The sequence below is a fragment of the Streptomyces sp. NPDC001514 genome (assembly GCF_053597075.1).
In genome coordinates this window covers 98,398-117,233 of record NZ_JBSFHO010000015.1, presented here as the reverse complement: position 1 = coordinate 117,233, position 18,836 = coordinate 98,398, and the positions used below count along the sequence as shown (strand labels likewise).

Genomic DNA, 18,836 nt, shown 5'->3' with positions numbered 1-18,836 from the left:
CGACGGCCGGCACCACCAGCAAAGATCACCCTGGCGCCGATGAGTAAGGCGTACAGAACCACTCCACAGGAGGACCCCAGTGGCGAAGGCGAAGTTCGAGCGGACTAAGCCGCACGTCAACATCGGCACCATCGGTCACATCGACCACGGTAAGACGACCCTCACGGCCGCCATTACCAAGGTGCTGCACGACAAGTACCCGGACCTGAACGAGGCCTCGGCCTTCGACCAGATCGACAAGGCTCCTGAGGAGCGTCAGCGCGGTATCACCATCTCCATCGCGCACGTCGAGTACCAGACGGAGTCGCGTCACTACGCGCACGTCGACTGCCCGGGTCACGCGGACTACATCAAGAACATGATCACCGGTGCTGCCCAGATGGACGGTGCCATCCTCGTGGTCGCCGCCACCGACGGCCCGATGCCGCAGACCAAGGAGCACGTCCTCCTGGCCCGCCAGGTCGGCGTTCCGTACATCGTGGTCGCCCTGAACAAGGCCGACATGGTGGACGACGAGGAGATCCTGGAGCTCGTCGAGCTCGAGGTCCGTGAGCTCCTCTCCGAGTACGAGTTCCCGGGCGACGACGTTCCGGTCGTCAAGGTCTCGGCGCTCAAGGCGCTCGAGGGCGACAAGGAGTGGGGCGAGTCCGTCCTCAACCTGATGAACGCCGTCGACGAGGCGATCCCGCAGCCCGAGCGTGACGTCGACAAGCCGTTCCTGATGCCGATCGAGGACGTCTTCACGATCACCGGTCGTGGCACCGTCGTCACCGGTCGTATCGAGCGTGGTGTCCTCAAGGTCAACGAGACCGTCGACATCATCGGTATCAAGACCGAGAAGACCACCACCACGGTCACCGGCATCGAGATGTTCCGCAAGCTGCTCGACGAGGGCCAGGCCGGTGAGAACGTCGGTCTGCTCCTCCGTGGCATCAAGCGCGAGGACGTCGAGCGCGGCCAGGTCATCATCAAGCCGGGTTCGGTCACGCCGCACACCGAGTTCGAGGCCCAGGCCTACATCCTGTCGAAGGACGAGGGTGGCCGTCACACCCCGTTCTTCAACAACTACCGCCCGCAGTTCTACTTCCGTACCACGGACGTGACCGGCGTCGTGACCCTCCCCGAGGGCACCGAGATGGTCATGCCGGGCGACAACACCACCATGTCGGTTCAGCTGATCCAGCCGATCGCCATGGAGGAGGGCCTGAAGTTCGCCATCCGTGAGGGTGGCCGGACCGTCGGCGCCGGCCAGGTCACCAAGATCACCAAGTGATTGCTGATCTGACCTGGTAGCTCCTGCGAGCACCAAGTGAGAGGCCCCGCACCGGAAGGTGCGGGGCCTCTTGCTTTCTGATGTGCCTTGCGCTCTCCAGCCCGTCCTGCGCGTGCCGTCAGCTCGCGGTGGCGGTCTCCGGGTGCCAGATCCACGGGTGCGCGTCCGCGCCCATGCCGACCGCCGTCGCGCCGGAGCGGCCCGGATGAAGCGTGGGGAAGTCCAGTGCCTCGGCTCCCTGGCGACGTGTCACAGCCCTTCCGTCCACGTGGAGTTGGACCCGCCCCTGCAGATCCTTGCCGAGCAGCACCGGCCCGTTCGGGGTGGCGGCCGTGCTCACGGTGCCGTAGCCGTCGAAGCGTTCCTTGCGCGGCCGGGCGGGGGAGCCACCGGCCCGTACGGCGATCAGCGCCGCGGCCGCGGGCTTGCGGTAGTAGACCTCGACGCCGCCGTCGTGCGTCGGAAGCGCGGCGAGTGGACCACCCGGCGCCGGCAGCCCGCTGCCGCCGTCCGGCTTGAAGGTGATCTCCTCGCCGAGGACGTCCTGCGCCCAGTGGTGCACGGTGTCGTGGCCCGCCCCGAAGACATGGACCCGCCCGGCGCCGTCCACGACCGCCGTCAGTCCGTCCTGGATCTCGCCGCCGCCGAGATCGCGCCAGGCGTCCCAGCGCCCGTCCGTGTCCCGCACCCGCGTACTGAGGCCCTTGTCCGCGTTGCGTACGAAGAGATGGACGCGCCCGTCGGGGGCGGTCACCGCGACCGGCACACCGATACGGCGGCTCCGGTCGTCGTCCCGCTCCGGACTGCCGAGCCCGGTCCAGGCCGCGAAGTCGCCTCCCGCGGAGCGCTGTTCGAGCAGCACCACCTCGCGCCGGTTCGCCCCGCCGTGCCCGCCGAGCGCGGCGAACCGCAGCCCGAACAGCAGCAGACGGCCGTCCTCCAGCACCGCCGAGCCCAGCGCCGGCGCGAGCGGCCCGCCGCCGAGGTCGTCCGGGGCGCCCCACTGCCCGCTGCCCGGCGCGGTCTCGCGCCAGCGCACGGCCCGCAGGCCCAGCACCCCGTACGCGGCGAGCCGCCCGTCCGCCTCGGTGACGACGACGGGCCGGGCGCCCGGGTAGCGGTGGTGCGTCGAGCGGACCCAGCCCTTCTTGTTCGTCAGCGGACGCGTGCCGCCCACGTTGTAGTCGCCGCAGCCCGAGGGATTGCCGCAGTCCCAGCCGGGGTCGCCGCCGTACGGGACGAGGTGCGCGGCCTTCTCGCGCAGGACCGCCGGCGGGAGGTTCTTCGGCCAGTGGCGGTTGTAGTAGCCGCGGAACGCCGTGGCGACGAAGCCGGGCACCTGACCGCCGTCCTTCGTCGACTCCGCGACCCAGCGCAGCATCGCGGCCCAGCTGAAGCAGGCCACGGCGGTGTGGTCGGCGTGGTCCGAGTAGCCGGGCTGCTCGCTGTCCTTCTTGCGGGTGGTCTCGTCGCTGTGCTGGATGTCGGGGTCCGGGTCCAGGGTCTGGATCACGGTCGGCCGGTACTGCTCCATGAGCCCGACGAGTACGTCGATGAGCTGGTCGTAGTCGTACGAGACCGTCCTGCGCAGCGGCGAGTCCGCGGCGACGACGGTGTGCAGGCCGAGTGCCCGGTCGTGCCAGAGGCTGGGCAGGGCCTCCCAGCGGCGGGGCGTGTGCATCGGGAGGTTGAGGAAGATCAGCTCGACCCGGCGGTGTCCGTTGGTGAGGGTGTTGATCTCGGCGCGGTGGTCGCCGCGGAGGGTGGCCACACCCTTCTGCCAGTCGGTGAACCCGTCCAGGCCGAGGAGGGTGGCGTACGCCTGCCGCAGGCCCTGGTGACGTGCCGAGGAGTAGGCGGGGCGGTCGGCGGGGACCTCCCAGCTCCCGGGTATGTGGTTCTTGCCGTCGTGCTCGCCCGCGGTGACGTAGACACAGACGAGGGGCACACCGGAGTCCAGCATCCGCTGGGTGTCCGGGTTCATGAAGTACAGGTCGTCGTCCGGGTGCGCCAGGATCTGCATCAGCTGCGCGCGGCGCGTGCTGGCGATCGGGATGCCGGGCGCGGGGTCCGCGGTGGGGGTGGGGCGCCGGGGCGCGGGCACCGAGCAGGCGCCGAGGGCGGTGGTGCCGGTCAGGGCGGCGATGGCGGCGAGGACGGAGCGGCGGCGGGGGCGCGTGCGCCGGGCCCGGCCGACCTGCCCGTCCGGCATCACGCCCGGTGTGACCCCGGCGTCCGGCTCGCCCCCGAGGGCGTACGCGGGCATGCTTCGCGCAGCGCTGTCGTCCACTTGTCGTGCTCCGTCCGCTTCCCCCGCAGCGGGCGGGCATGGGCCCCCGTCTGCGTACCGTGATCTCCCCAGGCGCGGAGGGCCGGGCCGGTCGAGCCGCCCTTCCGCGATCAGCTAGACGGATTATCGGCGTGTCGGGTTGCCCTGATGTCGTGGGGGATGTCGGGTGCCGTGCGCAACGGCGCGTTGGCTGGGGCGGGCCCGGCGAAGCGGATCATGATGGGGGGCATGGTCGATCCGCTCGCTCAGACACCTGTGACGCCGGACGGGCGGCTCGGCCCGGCCGACCGGCATCCCGGACTGAGCGACGCCGGCTATCTCGAGCGGCGCAACGCGCTCGTCGAGCTCGTGCGCGACCACCGGGTGGGTGACCCGTCGCCCCACGTCACGTACACCGACGAGGAACACGAGACCTGGCGCAAGGTCCACGCCGCCCTTCTCGTCGCCCACCGCGGCAGGGTCCCCCGCGAGGTCCTGGAAGCCCGTGAGATGGCGCCCATCCCGTCCGACCACGTCCCGCAGCACGCCGAGGTCGGCTCCCGGCTGCGGGAACTGACCGGCTTCGCCTTCACCCTGGCCGGCGGGATCGTGCCGAACAAGCGGTTCCTGGGGTCCATGGCACGCGGCTACTTCCACGCGGTGCAGTACGTGCGCCACCCGGCGATGCCGCTCTACACCCCCGAACCGGACGTCATCCACGACGTCTTCGGCCACGGCACCCACCTCGCGTCACCGTGGTTCGCGGACCTGTACCGCCTGTTCGGGGCGGCCGCGACGAGGGTGGAGAGCGACGACGCCCTCGACCTGATCAGCCGGGTGTACTGGTTCAGCCTGGAGTACGGCGTCGTCGCGGCGCCGCGGGGCGTGCAGGCGTACGGCGCGGCCCTGCTCTCCTCGTACGGCGAACTCGACCGCCTGCACCTGGCCCGGATCCGGCCGTGGGACATCGCCGAGATGGCCCGCGTGCCGTACCAGGTCGCGGGCTACCAGCCCTTTCTGTTCGGGGTGCGGTCGCTGGGCCGGCTCGCCGATGAGCTGCACGGCTTCCTCGACACCTTCGACGAGGAGACGGTGGCCCGGCTGGGGCTTCCGCCGCTGGGGGAGCGGGGGTTCATGGGCCGGCCGCCCGCCGGGGCGACGGCGATCGGCGGAGTCTCGCCGGTCAGCGGAGGCTCGGAACCTCGCCGCACGCCGCCCAGGTGACGGTCGTACCGGTCAGGCCCCGCAGCCATCGCTCGGCGATCTCCGCGAGACGGGCCTTGTCCGGGGGAGTGGCGCCGAGGCCGATGGCGTACCGGGCCGAGGCCGCGGCGGAGGCCGGGGCTGACGCGGATGCGGATACGGATGCGGATGCGGATACGGATGCGGATGTGAAAGCGAACGGGCGGGGCCAGGCGTGGGCGTCCCGCGCACCCGCGGTCTCCAGCGCGGTGAGCAGGGCACGGACACGGCCCCGTACGCGCCCCTCGTCGGGGCCCGTGGGGACGGTCACGACCGCCCAGGCGGCGTGGCGGCGGTGCAGGGGCGGTGGGGACAACAGCTCGGGCCAGGGGATGGCGGCGCCCGATTCCGCCGTCGTCTCCAGGAGGTCCCAGGCCCGGTAGAGCTCCTGGGTGAGGAGGTCCCGGCCACCGGCACCGAGCTGGTCGGTGCAGGGCCGGACCGGCTCGGTCGGGGTCAGGACCGGCTCGTCCCAGTCCCGTACGGCCCAGGTCGCGAAGAAGTGCCGCAGCAGGTCGTCGGGCGGCAGCTCACCGACCTCGCGGGCGGTACGGGCCGCGAGCACGGACCAGGCAAGGCCCGGCAGCCCGCCGAAGGGGGCCGAGTCCAGGCCGCGGGCCTTCGCCCACGCCTTGACCTCCCTGGCGAGGCGGGCGAACGCGGCCCGGTGGGCGCCGGCCGCGGCGAGTACGGCATCCGCGTCGCTGACCGCACTGAGCGCGACCGCGGCGGCCTCGCCCAGCGCGACGCGGCGCGTGACCGCCTCGGCAGGGGCGAGGCTTCCCGTGGCGACGACGACCACGTCCACGCCGAGAGCGCCGACCCGCAGCCGCAGCCCCGGCACCCTCGCCCCGACCACCTCCCGCACGCCGGAGGCCTCCGGCAGGGCCGCCTCGATCCGGGCCCGTACCTCCACGATCCCGGCCTCACCCGGCAGCGCCGCCACCAGATCCAGGTCCGCGCCCGGCAGCGCACAGCCCATGCGCCGCGAGCCGACGACGTACACGACCCCGTCGGCCAACGCGTCGGACACGCGCTGTGCGACCCGGCGGGCGTGGTCGGCAGCGGCCCCGTCCTCGGCGGTGGCGTCGGCGGTCGGCGGAGCCGCCTCGTGCGTGGCGATCCGGCCGGGTGCGGCTGCCTGGTGCGACTCGGTGGATGCGGCGGTGCCGTGTGCCGCGCCTGCCGCGCCTGCCGCGGCTGCCGTGGCCCCGGCGGTTGCGGCAGCGGCAGCCACAAGGCCTCCAGCGGTGTCCAGGCTGCCGCGAGGCGTGTCCTCAGCAGCTGCCCGGTCCGGCCCGGGCAGTGCGTCCGTGCTTGCAGGCGCGTCTGCGGCCATCCGCGCCCCGGACTCGCCCGTCCCGCCGACCCCGCGCTCGCGCCCGCGCCCGGGCGCGGGCCGCGACTCGCTCACCGCGTCGGCGGCCGGGCCGCTCGCGGGTGGGTCGGACGTCGCCGGCCCCAGGTCGAAGTCGCCGCCGCCCGGCTCGCGGGCCCAGCGCACCTCGCCCGTTCCCAGGGCGACGGTCGCCCGTACCTGCATCGGTTCGTCGCCGCGCCGCGACAGCAGGACCAGTTCGTCGACGCGGGCGTGCAGCGGCCCGCCGAGCCGCGATGCGCACTCGGCGACGAGGCGGTGCGGATCCTGGGTGCGACCGAGGCTCAGATGCGGGGTGAAGCCGTGGTGGTGGCCCCGGCAGCGCGGGAAGCGCTGTTCCAGGGCGCGCCGCAGGTCGACCCAGGGCTGTTCGCCCGCCGCCGCCGGGTCGAGCCAGACCGTCGCGTACTCCCGGTGGCCGAAGCTGTGGACGCCGTCCAGCCGGACCGCGAAAGGGGCCACACCCGCGGCCGCGGCCGCCAGCAGCGGAGCCGCTGCCTCGAAGTCCGACTCCGGTACGAAGCCGAAGAGCACGTTGACGTGCGGCGGCCAGCGCCGGATCTGGGGGTCGTGATCGCGGCGGATGGCCTGGACCGGCGGCCATAGCTCCGGCGGCGGGAGCCACGCCACCGCCGTACGGGCCGTCGGCCGTACGTCGAGGACGCCCGCCGGCGCCTCGCCGACGCCGTCGTGGCTGTCGAGGCTCAGGTCGGCCTCCACGCCGTAGTGGTCGGAGACGTACAGCCCGTCCGGGCCCGGCGCGTCTCCCGTCAGCGCGACGCCGTCCACCCGCAGCCCCTCCGCGCGCAGCAGCACCCGGTCCAGCCGGGATGCCCGCCCGTGCAGCGACGAGACCGCGGCGAGCGGATTGACGCCCGGGTCGAATGTGGGCGTCCGGTCGTCGAGGCCGTGGAGCTCGCTCCAGGCGTCCCGCATGCCGAGCGCGGTCTCGGGTCCGTCCCCGCCCTCGTTGAAGTCGCCGAGCAGGACCACATCGCCCTCGATGCCCGCCAATCCCTCCGCGAGCTGGGTGAGTTCGGCGTCCCGCCGGGCCGCCCCGTTCTCGGAGTGGTCGCTGCTCAGATGGGTCGCGGCGACGGTGACCGGCCCGGACCCGGTCTCCACGACGACGGCCGTGACGGCCTTGTGCGGGCCGAGGGCGTGGGCACCGGCCTCACGGACGGGCAGTCGGCTGAGGAGCAGCAGCCCGCAGTCGTCCACGTCCCTCCCGCCCGGATCGGCGCCCAGCGTGTACTCCTCGCGTACCCACTCCGCCTCCAGCAGCAGCGCGAGCAGCTCCGCCTCGACCTCCTGCAGCGCGATGACGTCGGCGTCGGCGTCGCGCAGCGCCGCGAGCAGCAGCGGGCGGCGCAGGGCGGTGTCGATGAGGTCGCTGTCGTAGCGGTCCCAGAGCGTGTTCCAGGTCAGCACGCGCAGGCCGGCCGTGGCCGGTACGCCGCGGGGCTCCGCCGCCGGGACCCAGCCGCCCGCCGCGTCCCAGACGTACGGCGTCCTCGCCGCGAAGAACGGCGCCCGCAGCCGCCGCGGGTCCCGCACCCGCCCCGCGTCCGTGGCGTCGATCCGGTCCACGCCCGTGGACCGGTCCCAGACCACCTCGCCGTCCGCCTCGAAGAACAGCACCCGGTGCCACGGGATCTCCCCGCCGGGGTCGAAGTCGTCCAGCGGCATCCGCTCGGGCGCGGCGCCGCGCTGGTTGACCCCGATCACGAAGCGGGCCGGGTCGAAGCGCGGATCCCAGCGGACCCGGTGGTAGATCTCCTCGCTCGTACGCACCTACGCCTCCTCCTCGACGGTTCCGCCCGCTCCGATGTACCAGGTGCGGTGGGCCTGACCCGGGTACGGCGGGACGAACCGGCGCAGCTGCGAGGTGAGCACCTCGGGCGGCACCGGGTGCGTCCGGCCGGCGTTGCGCCGGGCCAGCTCGTCCTCGTCGACCAGCACCACCGCGTGCGTGACGAGCGCGTCGCGGCGGTGGGCGACCGCGTGCACCAGGGAACGCTGGTGCGGGTTGAGGGATGTGGCGTCCCACACCACCGTGCCACCTCCGGCCAGTGCGGTGTCGAGCTCGGCGAGGGCGGCGCGGAGGATGTCGCCGTTGGCGCGCTGGTCGGCGCGCGAGCCGCGGGCCTCACGCAGCTCGTCCAGCGAGACGTACGCGTCGACACCCGGCAGAGCCCGTGCGAAGGAGCTCTTCCCGCTGCCCGAGGGGCCCACCGTGTGGATCAGCTTCGGGAACTCCCCGGACCGCCACCGCCAGGTCGCCGCGACCGCCTCCTCGACGGTCCGGATCCGGCCCTGCGCGTACGCCTCCCGCGCCTCGGCCCAGCAGCGGGCGGCGGCGTCCCGGGGCAGGTCGGCGAAGGCCTCGCGCAGCCCCTCCAGGGGGCCGGCCTCCTCGGCGTGCAGCGCCGACCACTCCACCAGCTCGCGCGCCTCGGCGTCGGGCGCGAGCGCCCCGGCGACGGCATGCAGGACGCCCAGGTCTACGGCGCACGACATCCGTACGAGCCCGGTCCTGCGCTGCTCGTCGGGGTACGGGCGGTGCAGCCCGGCATGCAGCCCGACCAGGTCAGCGACCTGCCGGGCGAGCGGCAGCCCCAGCGCGCCGGCCAGCCGTCCGGCGAGCGCGCCCCGGCGACTGCGATGCAGGAGCGCGGCCAGCACGCCCGCGAGCCGCGCGTCCCCGGTCGTCCCGATGCGGGTGGCCACCTCGGCGGCGGCCGTCTTGTCGCCCTCCGACACGCCCACGGCTTCCAGCAGGGCGGAGGTGTCCGGCGCGGCCCCGGACCGCACGGCCCAGAACGGGGCGGCCCGGCCGAGACCGTTCTCGACGACAGCGGCGTGCATCCAGTGCGTATCGGTCTGTACGTGCCCGGGCCGCACCCACTTGGCGATCCGCCGCGCGAACTCGTCCGACCCGAAGCCGTCGACGGTCCGTACGACGTACCCCTCCTGCCGGGCGGTCTCCGGCTTGATCCCCCGCAGGGCCTTCTCGTCGAAGACCCCTCGCCACAGCACGGGCGGCACCGGAACCCCCAGCCCCTGCAGGAACCCCACGGTCCGGTCCCAGTCCAGGCACCGCCCGCCCCCGTCCCAGACCGAGAACCCGTAGAACCAGCTCTCCAGCTCCTCGTACGCGAGCGAATGCCGCGCGTACATGTTCTCCCCGCACACCCGCCACCCGGCCGGGATGCTCTGCCCGATCCGCCCCTGCAGCGCCTTCACCCAGGCCCGCGACGGGTGGTGCGCCGAGTCGAGCGACCGCGCGTGCAGCCCGTCGGCGTACAGCGTCGTGTTCTCGCCGTCGAGCTTCTCGGTGACGACGACCTCCCGGCCGGCGAACCCCGACAGATCGGCGACCCGTACGTCGTCGGAGGTCGCGCCGGGCGACCACGGCAGGTGCGGCGTCCGCGGATAGTGCGTGCGCGGATGGTGCGTGCGCGGAGGGTGCGTCCGCATGGTGATCGGCCCCCGGTCAATCGGTATGTGGTGCCCGGTCACTCTAGGAGCGCGGGGGAGCGGTGCTCGATCGAATTTCGCCGACTCCATGCCGAGCTCCGGGGCTCAACCCTGAATCGAATACTCCGGAAATGAGGTGAGAAAAAGCTGGGCCTGAGGGAACAGCTGATGGCACTGTTTCCTCAAGTGGTCTGCATGAGGCCGCAGTTGGGGGATTTCGTAGTGACGCGAGCATTGCGGCGTCCCATCCGAGGGCGACGCCCTACGCCTTCCGTACCTGATGGCGGCGGGCGGCGCCTCGCCGCACTGCTCATGGCCGCGCTCTGCGCGATCCTCCTCTCCGCGTGCGGGGGAAGCGGGGGCGGGGACGACTCCAGGGCCCCGGACCTCGCCGACCAGGACCGCTTTCTGCGTGAGTACGTGGAGTACCTCAACGAGTCGGACGAGGCCGGGCTGGAGCGGCTGCTCGGTGCTCACCCCAAGGGCTCGGAGGACGCCCGCGCCAGGATCAAGGCGTACGGCGGGCAGGACTGGGACGTGCGGTGGAACCGCACCTCCGAGTTCGCCGGGGTGTGGAACGTCGAAATGACCGGCACCGCACGAGCCGACAACCGGTCCGTCCAGGTCACCGAGACGGTGGCCTGGGAGGACGAGCACTGGGTGATGACACCGCTACCGGGCGTCGTCCCGACGCCGTCGAACGCCGCGGGGACCACACCGCCGGCATGAGGTGGCGCAGCAGGTGACAGGAGGTCTGCGCTTTCCCGGACAAGAACGTGCGGACCTCTGTCCGCCTCGGCGAGCCCCAGGTGACGCCTCGCCCGGACCCGGCAGAGCGCCGTCCGGCTCGGCGGTGAGTCGCTGGGCTACGAGTACCGGGCTACTCCTCGGCGAAGATCTCCTCGGTGGAGGAGGCGGTGACGGCATGGCCGAGCCATTGGCGCAGGATCTCGGGGTCGTCACAGTCGGTGATGCGCTCACGAACCTCGTCCGACACGTCCATGCCGCGCCGCTCCAAGACGAGAAGGATGTCCTGGGCGCGGCTCTCGGCGCGGATCTCCTCGGAGATGGGGGACTTGAAGAACGACAGGTCGACGGCCATCAGGTGCCTCCAATAGCGTGCGGCTGGGCGCCTGCCCAGGCCTTGCGCGACGAATTCGGCGAGGATGATCGAGAGGTCTTCAGGGACGGCGCGCAGGGCGCTGGAGAGTGCCTTCAGTATCCCACTGAATTCCTGGGCGTCGGCGTGGGTGATTGCCGCCAGGGTGGCCAGTGCGAGGTCCTTGCTGGCGTCGCCAGGGTCGGTGATCTTGGGCATGTTGTGCGGGCCCGCCACGAGGGGACGCAGGGTGAGCGCGGCCCACTGTCGGGGGCCGATGTCGACGGGGCGTGTCGCCCATTCGGCGGTTGCGCGGTCCTGGCAGACGACGAGCAGCACGGGCGGCAGCCGGTGCTTCGTGTGCAGATACGAGAGGTAGTACGCCCAGCTGGCGGGCTTGTCCGGGTCCTTCTTGCCCTGGGCCTCGACCGCGAGGAGGAAGGACTCGCCGGCCTCCGTGTCGAGCTGTAACAGGGTGTCGACGCGGCGTTCGACGGGTCTGGCCTCGGTGAGGTCGGTCGGGAGGACGGTGACTGATGTGGGGCGGGGGAAGGGGACACCCAGCACCTCGGAGACCCGGGAGAAGAGCTCCGGGTGCTCCTGGAAGATGCGGTGCATCGCCTCATGGGACGAGCTGACCATGCGGCTCCTTGCTGTCATGACGGACGGCATGTGCCAACGGCGTATGCCGCAATGTCTCGTCGGCGAGCTTAGGTGGGCAAGGCGCCGTGAATGCGGGCGAGTTCGCGACGTTCACCCGCAGGGGTGAGAGGGCCGCACGAGGTCCAGCTCGGTCCATACCGTCTTGCGCGGAACCGGGCCCGACGTCACACCCCACCGGTCCGCCAGGCCCTCGACGAGCAGGAGGCCACACCGCAACACCCAGCACCGCAGCACCGCAACACCGCACCCGGCTCACCCGAGCGCGGGGCGCACTGCCGTCTCGCTCACCCGTCGAGCGCGATCGCGTTCTTCGCCCCCGTCACCGACTCCTCCATCGCGGGCCCGTCAGGGTTCTCCGTCGCCAGTGCCTGGTTCAGCGCGACGAACGGCCGCATCCGCTCCTCGTACCGGGCGAACCCCGCCACATGGTCCCCTCCCGCCCCGCCGAGTGCCTCCGCCAGGACGTACGCCCCGACCAGGGCCAGGCTCGTCCCCTGCCCCGACAGCGGTGACGCGCAGTACCCGGCGTCACCCAGCAGCGTCACCCGGCCTCGCGACCAGCGGTCCATGTGGATCTGCGCCATCGCGTCGCAGAAGAAGTCCGGAGCCTCGCGCGCGGCTTTGGCCAGCCGAGGCGCCTCCGCCCAGCGCAGCCCCTCGATCCGGTCGAGGATGAGCCCGCGCAGCCACTCCGTGTCCCGGTGGTCGCCGTCCAGAGGCCCGGACTCGAACCCGACCGCCACCCGCAGCCCTGCGTTGCCGCGCACGGACATGGCGGCGAGGCCGGCCTCGCCGTCGCGGAGCCATACCTGCCAGTCCTCCAGACCCAGGAAGTTCTCCGCGCTGAAGACCGACAGGTACTTGCCGAGGTGACTGCTGAACCGCTCCTCCGGCCCGAAAGCCAGCCGCCGCACCCCGGAGTGCAGCCCATCGGCGCCCACGACCAGATCGAACTCCTGAGACCGTCCGGACGCGAAGTCCACCCGCACCCCGTCCGCCGTCTCCGTCAGCCCGCTGATCGCGTCCCCGAACGCATACTCCACGTCGTCGCGCGTGACCGTGTGCAGCAGCCCCACCAGGTCGTCGCGCATCAGCTCGATGTCCTCGCTGTCGAGGCGCCCGCTGCTGAACGCGTACTCCGTCGACCGGTGCACTTCGTTGCCGTCCGCGTCGAGGATCGACATGCCCTGCATATGGGTGCGCAGCTCCTGGGCCTGCTGCCGCAGTCCCATCCGGTCGAGGACGTCGAGTGCGACGCCCCGCACGTCGATCGCCTGACCGCCGCGGCGCGGCTCGGGCGCCCGCTCGACGACGGTCGGCGCGAACCCGTGCCGACGCAGCCAGAACGCGAGCGCGGACCCGGCGATGCCGCCGCCGGAGATGAGTACGGTCTGCATGTTCCTCTTCCCTTCGTACGGTGTACATGCTGAATGTACGACGTACATTCACCCTCCCCAACAGGCAATATTGGCCGTCTGTACTAGGTCAGGTTCAGTCGGCGACGGCCATTCAGGCGGTAGGGTCTGCACTAGTACAGATCTGAAGTGGCCGAAGAATGGCCGAAAGACTCCGGAGGTGCGCATGGCCGATCGCGTCGACCCGCCCTATCTGCGCATCGCCGCGGACATCCGGCGGCGCATCACCACCGGTGAGCTCGCCCCCGGCGACCGGGTCCCCTCCACCCGCTGCATCGCCCAGGACTGGGGCGTCGCCCTCGCGACCGCGACCAAGGCGCTCACCACCCTCCGCCTGGAGGGGTACGTGGAGGCCCGCCCGCGCGCGGGCACCGTCGTTGCCGGACGGCGGCCGGCGGCGCCCGGACCGCCGCGCCACGCCACCGCCGCCCCGGACACCGCCGAGCGGATCGCCCCCACACCTGCCGCCGACCACGAACTGACCCAGGAGCGCATCGTCCGCGCCGCCATCGGTATCGCCGACGCCGAGGGGCTCGCCGCCCTCTCCATGCGCGGTGTCGCCGCCCGGCTCGGCGTGGCGGCGATGTCGCCGTACCGCTACGTCGGCAGCAAGGAGGAGCTCGTCGCGCTCATGGCCGACGCGGCGTTCGGCGAGCTCGGCTACCCCGAGCCGCCCCCCGAGGGCTGGCGCGCCCGCCTGGAACTGGGCGCTCGCACTCAGTGGCGCCTCTACCGCCGCCATCCGTGGCTGGCGCAGCTCAGCCCGCTCACCCGCCCGATGATGCTGCCGAACCTGCTGGCGCACGGCGAGTGGCTGCTCAGCGCCCTGGACGGCCACGGGCTCGACCCGGTGACGATGATGGACCTCCAGATCGTGGTCTACACCTATGTGCAGGGCGTCGCCGTCAACCTGGAGCGCGAGGCCCATGCCATGGCCACCACCGGGCAGACCGAGGACGAGTGGATGGACGACCAGGCGGCCGCGATCCAGATGCTCGTCGCCTCGGGGCGGTACCCCACGTTCAGCCGGATGCTCCGGGGCTTCGACGGCGGGTACGACCTCGACCTCGACGCCCTCTTCGAGTTCGGACTCCGGCCCCTCCTCGACGGCCTCGCCCCCGTCGTGGAGGGCGGCTGAGCGGGGCGGGGGACCGCTTTCACGGTCACCCGTACCTGCCGGAGCCCGGCAAGCCGCCGGCATGACCACCCCGCACCTGAGCAGAACCTGTCAAGACGCGGGACTTCGCGTGCCGCGGTTTGACACGCGACCCCGTCGGGGTAATCTCTTCCGCTCGATTGGCGGCCCGAGCGCTCCGTATGGCAGACTGTCGGGGTTGCTCGGTTGAGTGCCGATGCTGCGCGCCTCCCGCCGGGAGGACCGGAAGCGAGTCCCACAGTACTCGTCGCCCCAACTGCCTCACGGCAGCGCTGAGGCGGACGTACGGGAATCTTCCGGGAAGTGTCAGCGGGGCCCCGGCCAGGCACCCGGTGGGTTTTCGCCCCCGTCCTGCGGTCTCTTCTGCGGCTCGCAATCCCCTCCAGCGGGAATCCGTCTTTGGATATCTGCGTAGCGGGAGTGCGACACGCCCGACCGCGTGGGTCGGAGGAGAGGGCTGGTAACACCGGGTTCCAGAGCGTTACGAGACAGACAGGACTACGAAGTAGCCATGGCGGGACAGAAGATCCGCATCCGGCTCAAGGCCTACGACCACGAGGTCATCGACTCCTCGGCGAAGAAGATCGTCGAGACGGTGACCCGCACTGGTGCGTCGGTCGCGGGCCCGGTGCCGCTGCCCACTGAGAAGAACGTGTACTGCGTCATCAAGTCGCCGCACAAGTACAAGGACTCGCGCGAGCACTTCGAGATGCGCACGCACAAGCGCCTCATCGACATCCTCGACCCCACGCCGAAGACGGTTGACTCGCTCATGCGTCTCGACCTGCCGGCCGGCGTCGACATCGAGATCAAGCTCTGAGGTGACGCGCGAGATGGCTAAGCAGATCAAGGGCATCCTGGGCGAGAAGCTCGGCATGACTCAGGTCTGGGACGAGAACAACCGTGTCGTCCCGGTCACCGTCGTCAAGGCCGGCCCCAACGTCGTCACCCAGGTCCGTACGAACGACACCGACGGCTACGAGTCGGTCCAGATCGCCTTCGGCGAGATCGACCCGCGCAAGGTGAACAAGCCCCTCAAGGGCCACTTCGCCAAGGCCGACGTCACCCCCCGTCGTCACCTCGTCGAGATCCGTACCGCCGACGCCGGCGAGTACACCCTCGGCCAGGAGATCACCGCTGAGGTCTTCGAGGCGGGCGTGAAGGTCGACGTCACCGGCAAGAGCAAGGGCAAGGGCTTCGCCGGTGTCATGAAGCGTCACAACTTCAAGGGCCTCGGCGCCGGTCACGGCACCCAGCGCAAGCACCGCTCTCCCGGCTCCATCGGTGGCTGCGCCACCCCGGGCCGTGTGTTCAAGGGCCTCCGCATGGCGGGCCGCATGGGCAACGAGCGGGTCACCACCCAGAACCTGACCGTCCACGCCGTTGACGCGGAGAAGGGTCTGCTGCTCATCAAGGGCGCGGTTCCTGGTCCGAACGGCGGCCTCGTCCTGGTCCGTACCGCGGCCAAGGGGGCCTGAGGTAACCGATGAGCACCATTGACATCCTTTCGCCCGCTGGCGACAAGGCCGGTAGCGTCGAGCTCCCCGCGGAGATCTTCGACGCCAAGGTCAGCGTTCCGCTGATCCACCAGGTCGTCGTCGCGCAGCTGGCCGCTGCCCGTCAGGGCACGCACAAGACCAAGTCCCGCGGCGAAGTCCGTGGTGGTGGCAAGAAGCCTTACCGCCAGAAGGGCACCGGCCGCGCCCGTCAGGGTTCGACCCGTGCGCCGCAGTTCGCCGGCGGTGGCGTCGTCCACGGCCCCGTGCCGCGTGACTACTCGCAGCGGACCCCGAAGAAGATGAAGGCCGCCGCCCTGCGCGGTGCCCTCACCGACCGGGCCCGCCACTCCCGTATCCACGTCGTCTCCGGCGTGGTCGAGGGCGAGGCGTCCACCAAGGCCGCCAAGACGCTGTTCGGCAAGATCTCGGAGCGCAAGAACCTGCTCCTGGTCGTCGAGCGCGCCGACGAGGCCGCGTGGCTGTCCGCCCGCAACCTGCCCCAGGTGCACATCCTGGAGCCGGGCCAGCTGAACACGTACGACGTGCTCGTCTCCGACGACGTGGTCTTCACCCAGGCCGCTTTCGAGTCCTTCGTGTCTGGCCCCAAGGCCGCTGAGACCGAAGGGAGCGAGGCCTGATGACTGAGGCCGTCGTCACCAGCAAGACGTTCTCGGACCCGCGCGACATTCTCGTCAAGCCGGTCGTCTCCGAGAAGAGCTACGCGCTGCTGGACGAGAACAAGTACACGTTCATCGTCGACCCGCGCGCCAACAAGACCCAGATCAAGCAGGCCGTCGAGGCGGTCTTCTCGGTCAAGGTCACCGGGGTCAACACGATCAACCGCCAGGGCAAGCGCAAGCGCACCCGCACTGGTTTCGGTAAGCGCAAGGACACCAAGCGCGCCATCGTGACCCTTGCCGAGGGCAGCCGAATCGACATCTTCGGCGGTCCGACCGCCTAAGGGCGGTCCGGATCGTCCGATATCGGACGAGGACTGAGAAATGGGTATCCGCAAGTACAAGCCGACGACTCCGGGCCGTCGTGGCTCCAGCGTCGCCGACTTCGTCGAGATCACGCGGTCCACGCCGGAGAAGTCGCTGGTCCGCCCCCTGCACAGCAAGGGCGGCCGTAACAACGCCGGTCGTGTGACCGTTCGCCACCAGGGCGGTGGCCACAAGCGCGCCTACCGAGTGATCGACTTCCGTCGTCACGACAAGGACGGCGTGCCGGCCAAGGTCGCGCACATCGAGTACGACCCCAACCGCACCGCGCGTATCGCCCTTCTGCACTACGCGGACGGCGAGAAGCGCTACATCATCGCGCCGCGTGGCCTGAACCAGGGCGACCGTGTCGAGAACGGCCCGGCCGCCGACATCAAGCCCGGCAACAACCTGGCGCTGCGCAACATCCCGGTCGGTACGACCATCCACGCCATCGAGCTGCGGCCCGGCGGCGGCGCGAAGTTCGCCCGTTCCGCGGGTGCCTCCGTGCAGCTGCTGGCGAAGGAGGGCGCCATGGCGCACCTCCGTATGCCGTCCGGCGAGATCCGCCTGGTCGACGTCCGCTGCCGCGCCACCGTCGGCGAGGTCGGCAACGCCGAGCAGTCGAACATCAACTGGGGCAAGGCCGGCCGCATGCGCTGGAAGGGCGTTCGCCCGACCGTCCGCGGTGTCGCCATGAACCCGGTTGACCACCCGCACGGTGGTGGTGAGGGCAAGACCTCCGGTGGTCGCCACCCGGTCTCCCCGTGGGGTCAGAAGGAAGGTCGTACGCGTTCTCGCAACAAGGCGAGTGACAAGTACATCGTCCGCCGCCGCAAGACGAACAAGAAGCGCTAGGAGCGGGTTTAGATGCCGCGCAGTCTCAAGAAGGGGCCCTTCGTCGACGACCACCTGATCAAGAAGGTGGACGCCCAGAACGAAGCAGGCACCAAGAACGTCATCAAGACCTGGTCCCGTCGCTCGATGATCGTCCCGGCCATGCTGGGCCACACGATCGCGGTGCACAACGGCAAGACCCATGTCCCGGTGTTCGTCACCGAGTCCATGGTCGGCCACAAGCTCGGCGAGTTCTCGCCGACTCGCACCTTCCGCGGCCACGTCAAGGACGACCGGAAGTCGAAGCGCCGCTAATCGCGGGGTGGAAACGACTATGACTTACACCGAAGGGACAACCATGGAAGCCAGGGCCCAGGCGCGGTACATCCGCGTCACGCCCATGAAGGCCCGCCGCGTGGTGGACCTCATCCGTGGCATGGACGCCACGGAGGCTCAGGCGGTCCTGCGTTTCGCCCCGCAGGCCGCGAGCGTGCCGGTCGGCAAGGTGCTGGACAGCGCCATTGCCAACGCCGCGCACAACTACGACCACACGGACGCCTCTTCGCTGTTCATCAGCGAGGCGTACGTCGACGAGGGCCCGACCCTGAAGCGGTTCCGTCCGCGTGCTCAGGGCCGTGCCTACCGGATCCGTAAGCGGACCAGCCACATCACCGTGGTCGTCAGCAGCAAGGAAGGAACCCGGTAATGGGCCAGAAGGTTAACCCGCATGGGTTCCGGCTCGGCATCACCACGGACTTCAAGTCCCGCTGGTACGCCGACAAGCTGTACAAGGACTACGTCAAGGAAGACGTCGCCATCCGTCGGATGATGACGTCCGGCATGGAGCGCGCCGGTATCTCGAAGGTTGAGATCGAGCGCACCCGTGACCGCGTGCGGGTGGACATCCACACCGCGCGTCCCGGCATCGTCATCGGCCGCCGTGGCGCCGAGGCCGACCGCATCCGCGGCGACCTCGAGAAGCTCACGGGCAAGCAGGTCCAGCTGAACATCCTCGAGGTCAAGAACCCCGAGGTCGACGCTCAGCTCGTGGCCCAGGCCGTTGCCGAGCAGCTGTCCTCCCGCGTCTCCTTCCGTCGGGCCATGCGCAAGAGCATGCAGTCCGCCATGAAGGCCGGCGCCAAGGGCATCAAGATCCAGTGTGGTGGCCGTCTCGGCGGCGCCGAGATGTCCCGCTCGGAGTTCTACCGCGAGGGCCGTGTGCCGCTGCACACGCTCCGCGCGAACGTCGAGTACGGCTTCTTCGAGGCCAAGACCACCTTCGGCCGCATCGGCGTGAAGGTCTGGATCTACAAGGGCGACGTCAAGAACATCGCCGAGGTCCGCGCCGAGAACGCCGCTGCCCGCGCCGGCAACCGCCCGGCCCGTGGTGGCAACGACCGCCCGGCCCGTGGTGGCCGTGGTGGCGAGCGTGGCGGTCGCGGTCGCAAGCCGCAGCAGCAGTCCGCGCCGGCTGCCGAGGCCCCCAAGGCCGACGCTCCCGCCGCCGCTCCGGCTGCTGAGAGCACCGGAACGGAGGCCTGACCG

The 18,836-nt window shown here is 71.1% G+C and carries 17 protein-coding genes; 12 read left to right on the top strand and 5 right to left on the bottom strand.

The window, feature by feature from the left end:
• Nucleotides 1-79: 79 nt before the first annotated feature.
• Nucleotides 80-1,273: an elongation factor Tu gene (gene tuf / locus ACWCXB_RS18070; RefSeq protein WP_450723899.1), complete on the top strand. Its 1,194-nt coding sequence runs from the start codon at nt 80-82 to the stop codon at nt 1,271-1,273.
• Nucleotides 1,274-1,391: 118 nt separating this feature from the next.
• On the opposite strand, the gene ACWCXB_RS18065 is transcribed toward tuf, so the two are convergent.
• On the bottom strand, nt 1,392-3,485 hold the full coding sequence (locus tag ACWCXB_RS18065) for a PIG-L family deacetylase (protein WP_450724013.1): 2,094 nt from the start codon (nt 3,483-3,485) through the stop codon (nt 1,392-1,394).
• Between the two features lie 306 nt (nt 3,486-3,791).
• On the opposite strand from ACWCXB_RS18065, the gene ACWCXB_RS18060 reads away from it, so the two are divergent.
• A complete protein-coding gene (locus tag ACWCXB_RS18060) occupies nt 3,792-4,766 on the top strand; it encodes a phenylalanine 4-monooxygenase (RefSeq protein ID WP_450723897.1) in 975 nt (324 codons plus the stop codon).
• Here the strand turns inward: ACWCXB_RS18060 and ACWCXB_RS18055 are convergent.
• Together ACWCXB_RS18055 and ACWCXB_RS18050 are read right to left on the bottom strand one after the other, a co-directional pair.
• Nucleotides 4,726-7,956, bottom strand: a complete 3,231-nt coding sequence (locus tag ACWCXB_RS18055; protein ID WP_450723895.1) for a poly(A) polymerase — start codon at nt 7,954-7,956, stop codon at nt 4,726-4,728. The genes ACWCXB_RS18060 and ACWCXB_RS18055 overlap by 41 nt on opposite strands.
• Nucleotides 7,957-9,642 carry an RNA ligase family protein gene (locus tag ACWCXB_RS18050; RefSeq protein ID WP_450723893.1) on the bottom strand — a complete coding sequence of 562 codons (1,686 nt, stop codon included), beginning with the start codon at nt 9,640-9,642 and terminating at the stop codon, nt 7,957-7,959.
• Nucleotides 9,643-9,954: 312 nt separating this feature from the next.
• Here ACWCXB_RS18050 and ACWCXB_RS18045 point away from each other — a divergent pair, with 312 nt between their 5' ends.
• Complete coding sequence (locus tag ACWCXB_RS18045; RefSeq protein WP_450723891.1) at nt 9,955-10,371, top strand: hypothetical protein; 417 nt, start codon at nt 9,955-9,957, stop codon at nt 10,369-10,371.
• A 151-nt stretch (nt 10,372-10,522) separates the two neighbouring features.
• On the opposite strand, the gene ACWCXB_RS18040 is transcribed toward ACWCXB_RS18045, so the two are convergent.
• Together ACWCXB_RS18040 and ACWCXB_RS18035 are read right to left on the bottom strand one after the other, a co-directional pair.
• Entirely contained in the window at nt 10,523-11,383 is an 861-nt protein-coding gene (locus ACWCXB_RS18040) for a hypothetical protein (RefSeq protein ID WP_450723889.1), read from the bottom strand.
• Nucleotides 11,384-11,688: 305 nt separating this feature from the next.
• Nucleotides 11,689-12,801, bottom strand: a complete 1,113-nt coding sequence (locus ACWCXB_RS18035; protein WP_450723887.1) for an FAD-dependent monooxygenase — start codon at nt 12,799-12,801, stop codon at nt 11,689-11,691.
• A 184-nt stretch (nt 12,802-12,985) separates the two neighbouring features.
• Here ACWCXB_RS18035 and ACWCXB_RS18030 point away from each other — a divergent pair, with 184 nt between their 5' ends.
• From ACWCXB_RS18030 to rpsC, 9 genes are all read left to right on the top strand, one after another.
• Complete coding sequence (locus ACWCXB_RS18030; protein ID WP_450723885.1) at nt 12,986-13,957, top strand: TetR/AcrR family transcriptional regulator C-terminal domain-containing protein; 972 nt, start codon at nt 12,986-12,988, stop codon at nt 13,955-13,957.
• Between the two features lie 529 nt (nt 13,958-14,486).
• The gene (gene rpsJ, locus ACWCXB_RS18025; protein ID WP_003948644.1) at nt 14,487-14,795 is read left to right on the top strand and encodes a 30S ribosomal protein S10; all 309 of its coding nucleotides are present in this window, start codon (nt 14,487-14,489) and stop codon (nt 14,793-14,795) included.
• A 13-nt stretch (nt 14,796-14,808) separates the two neighbouring features.
• On the top strand, nt 14,809-15,453 hold the full coding sequence (gene rplC / locus ACWCXB_RS18020; protein WP_450723883.1) for a 50S ribosomal protein L3: 645 nt from the start codon (nt 14,809-14,811) through the stop codon (nt 15,451-15,453).
• A gap of 8 nt (nt 15,454-15,461) precedes the next feature.
• Nucleotides 15,462-16,112, top strand: coding sequence for a 50S ribosomal protein L4 (rplD, locus tag ACWCXB_RS18015; RefSeq protein WP_450723881.1), 651 nt, complete (start codon nt 15,462-15,464; stop codon nt 16,110-16,112).
• Nucleotides 16,112-16,435 carry a 50S ribosomal protein L23 gene (rplW, locus tag ACWCXB_RS18010; RefSeq protein WP_385417348.1) on the top strand — a complete coding sequence of 108 codons (324 nt, stop codon included), beginning with the start codon at nt 16,112-16,114 and terminating at the stop codon, nt 16,433-16,435. Before rplD ends, rplW begins: the two co-directional genes overlap by 1 nt.
• Nucleotides 16,436-16,475: 40 nt before the next feature.
• On the top strand, nt 16,476-17,312 hold the full coding sequence (rplB, locus tag ACWCXB_RS18005) for a 50S ribosomal protein L2 (protein ID WP_450723879.1): 837 nt from the start codon (nt 16,476-16,478) through the stop codon (nt 17,310-17,312).
• A 12-nt stretch (nt 17,313-17,324) separates the two neighbouring features.
• Nucleotides 17,325-17,606, top strand: coding sequence for a 30S ribosomal protein S19 (gene rpsS / locus ACWCXB_RS18000; RefSeq protein ID WP_017949661.1), 282 nt, complete (start codon nt 17,325-17,327; stop codon nt 17,604-17,606).
• 43 nt (nt 17,607-17,649) lie between these two features.
• Entirely contained in the window at nt 17,650-17,997 is a 348-nt protein-coding gene (gene rplV / locus ACWCXB_RS17995) for a 50S ribosomal protein L22 (protein WP_009327087.1), read from the top strand.
• Nucleotides 17,997-18,833 carry a 30S ribosomal protein S3 gene (gene rpsC / locus ACWCXB_RS17990; RefSeq protein WP_384238635.1) on the top strand — a complete coding sequence of 279 codons (837 nt, stop codon included), beginning with the start codon at nt 17,997-17,999 and terminating at the stop codon, nt 18,831-18,833. Before rplV ends, rpsC begins: the two co-directional genes overlap by 1 nt.
• Nucleotides 18,834-18,836 lie beyond the last annotated feature (3 nt).